2 protein-coding genes and 1 pseudogene are annotated in these 2,916 nt (G+C 70.6%); all 3 read right to left on the bottom strand.

Features of this window, described 5'->3' with window-relative positions; all coding sequences use genetic code 11:
• The coding region (locus G6020_RS08780) for a hypothetical protein (RefSeq protein ID WP_182610355.1) at positions 1–741 on the bottom strand (741 nt) is incomplete at its 3' end.
• Positions 742–851: 110 nt separating this feature from the next.
• Positions 852–2,372, bottom strand: a complete 1,521-nt coding sequence (locus tag G6020_RS08785; RefSeq protein ID WP_182610356.1) for a phospholipase D-like domain-containing protein — start codon at positions 2,370–2,372, stop codon at positions 852–854.
• Positions 2,369–2,916, bottom strand: a pseudogene (locus G6020_RS08790) (allantoinase); the annotation flags it as partial. The pseudogene G6020_RS08790 and the gene G6020_RS08785, both read right to left, overlap by 4 nt.

A 2,916-nucleotide genomic window follows, 5' to 3' on the forward strand; every position in this document is an offset into this window, starting at 1 on the left:
GGCCTCCGCCTCCGCGGCGGCCTCCGCGATGGCCCTGCGCCGCTCGTTCTCCTCGAACGGGTCCTGCAACGCGGAACGCTGCACCGCGTCGATGCTTCCGGCCAGTGCGCCGGGGAGCTCGGTGCCGGCGTCGGCGGCGGCGTCCTCGAGGAACCCGCCGGCCTCGGCCGAGCCCACCACCACGTCGTTCCAGAACGTCAGCTCGTGCGGGTAGAGCTCTCCGGCCTCCTGGCGCTCGGCCAGGGCGGCGAAGAACCCGCCGGCGAACTGCACGCTGAGGACCGGGAAGATGTACTCGGGGATCGAGAGCGAGCCGAGCCCGATGGTGCCCGACCCGATCGAGCCGGTCGGGTTGACGTAGACGGACCCGGGCAGGCTGCCGGAGGAGGCCACGGAGGCCACCGCGGATCCACCCGCCGACCCCAGCGCCTCGAGCGGCGCCACCGAGCCCAGGACCTGGCCGACGGACAGCGCGGTGTCCGGCACCACTCCGCTCCCGATGTCCCGCAACCCCTCGGATCCCGCGCCGAAGCCGGGGTTGCCGACCACGATCTCCTCGGGGATCAGGCCGGTCAAGCCGTCGACGCTGCTGTTGCCGGTCTGGGTGGGCACCGAGGAGTCGGAACCCGAGGTCTCCTGGCCGTGCACCACGGCCGGGGTCGCGACCGCCGCCAGGGCGGTCGCGGCGACGACGGCGCCGATGCGCCTGGTCCGGAGTCCGGAACCACGGTTCTGGGGCATCTGTGCTGGCCTCTCGTCATGAGCAGGGCCCTACCGGCCCACGCACGCAAAGCGTACTACTACAGGGCCGATCCGGACTGCCGGGCCGGGCCCCGCCGCGGGGCCGGCCCCTACTGGAGTGCCGAACTCAGTCGCGCGACGTTGTCGACGTACCGCCCCGGCCAGGGACGGCGCTGCCAGGTATCCAGGCCGAGAGGCGTGCTCTCCTCGAGGTAGGCGTCCACCGCGTCGTTCATCTCGGTCAGCGCCTCCCCGCCGAGCACCAGCAGGCTGATCTCGAAGTTCAGGTTGAACGACCGCTGGTCCATGTTGCTCGACCCCACCACACCGCCGTAGTCGTCGATCAACATCATCTTGGTGTGCAGTACCGCCGGCGAGCGGAACCTGTTGATCCGCACCCCGGCCTCGAGGAGTGCACGGTAGTAGGACCGCTGGGCGTGGTGGACCATGAACTGGTCCGCGTGTTCGGGGACGAACAACTCCACGTCGACACCTCTGTAGGACGCGGAGGTGATCGAGTGGAGCAACGCCTCGTCCGGGACGAAGTACGGGCTGACGATCCTGATCCTGTGCTCGGCCTGGCCGATGAGCTGGGTGAACATGCGCAGGTTCGGCTGCGTGCGGTATCCGGGCCCCGAGGGGACGAGCTGGAAGGCGCTGACCGGGTCGCCGGCGGTGGGGTCGCCTCCCGCGCCTCCGGCACCGACCGACGTGCCGCGGGAGAGCTCCTCGAAAGTCTCGATGACCTCACCGCTCTCGGAGTACCAGTCCACCGCGAACACCCCGTTCATCGCCTGGACGATCTCACCCCGGACCTCCATCATGAGGTCCACCCACTCCCGGCCGAGGCGGGTGTTGCGGGGGCTGCCGTAGTTCCGGGCGATGAGGTTCTGCGAGCCGATGAACCCGTGGTCGCCGTCGACGATGAGCATCTTGCGGTGGTTGCGCAGGTCGGGCCGGCGGAACCTCCCGACGAACGGGTTGATCGGCAGCATGAGGTGCATCTCGACCGGCGAGTGGCGCAACCTCCGTCGTAGCACCTTGAAGCCCCGGTACCGCAGGGACCCGAGGTGGTCGACCAGCACCCGGACCGTCACCCCCCTCTCCGCCGCCTCGACCGCGGCGGTGAAGAACTCGTCGGTCTCGTCGTCCCAGGACTGGGCGTAGAACTCGATGTGCACGTGGTCCCGGGCGGACCGCACCGCGTCCGTCATCGTGGCGAGCGAGGCCGCGTAGTCCGAGTACAGCCCCACGAACTCGCCGGACATGCACGGGATCGCGGTGAGGTTCCGGTTCATCTCGAGAACCGTCCGCACCCCGGGCGGGATCCGCACGCTGTCGGGGACCGTGGGCCACTTCTCCAGCGCCTCCTCGTAGAGCCGGTTGGCCTCGGCCTGGATGACGTGCCGTCGGCCGGTGATGTACGGGTTTCCCAGCAGCAGGAACAGCGGCACGCCGACGATCGGGATGAACAGGATCGCCAGCAACCAGGCCTGAGAGGAGGAGGGCTGCCGATTCTCCGGCACCATGCCCAGGGCGAGGATCTTGATGGCGTACTCGGTGATGAGCAGGGCCGAGGTCACGCCCGCCGGGAACGGGAGGAACGCCAGTCGGTCGACGGCGGGGTTCATGTGGCGGATCGGGACAGGACGGCGCCCCGGGGCAGGGAGCGGGGATCGACGAACCGGCCGTCGGTCATGGTCCAGCGGACCACTCCCGCCAGGGCCCTCTGCGCGTACACCGAGTCGGCGGAACCGAGCTCCCGGGCACCGGGGAGGACGACGAACGCCTCGTCGTCCGCGACGGCGGTGAAGTCGGCCCTCAGACCCGTCCGGATCTCCCCCCGGTCCTCGAGACCGACGATCGCGGCCGTCGTCCCGGACATCCAGCCGGCCACGTCCGAGAGATCACACCCCCTCCGGCGTGCTTCCGTCCACACCACCGAGAGACCGAGTCGGGCGGAGGCGATCGCGTCGACGGTGCCGTCGCGGAGGGCGTCCCAGAGGAGTTCGCGCGTGGCGGCGTCCCGGATCGGGGGATCAAGGTCGGCGGCGGCCGCGCCCCCGTGGGTGACCTCCGAGACCAGGGCGAGCAGGTGCGGGCTCGTGGAGGCGGTCACGCGCAGCCCCTCGGCCTTGGCCCCCCGCAGCAGCGGCAGCTCCTCGGCGTCGGCGA

The sequence above is a fragment of the Dietzia sp. B19 genome (genome assembly GCF_014145155.1).
GTDB lineage: Bacteria > Actinomycetota > Actinomycetes > Mycobacteriales > Mycobacteriaceae > Dietzia > Dietzia natronolimnaea.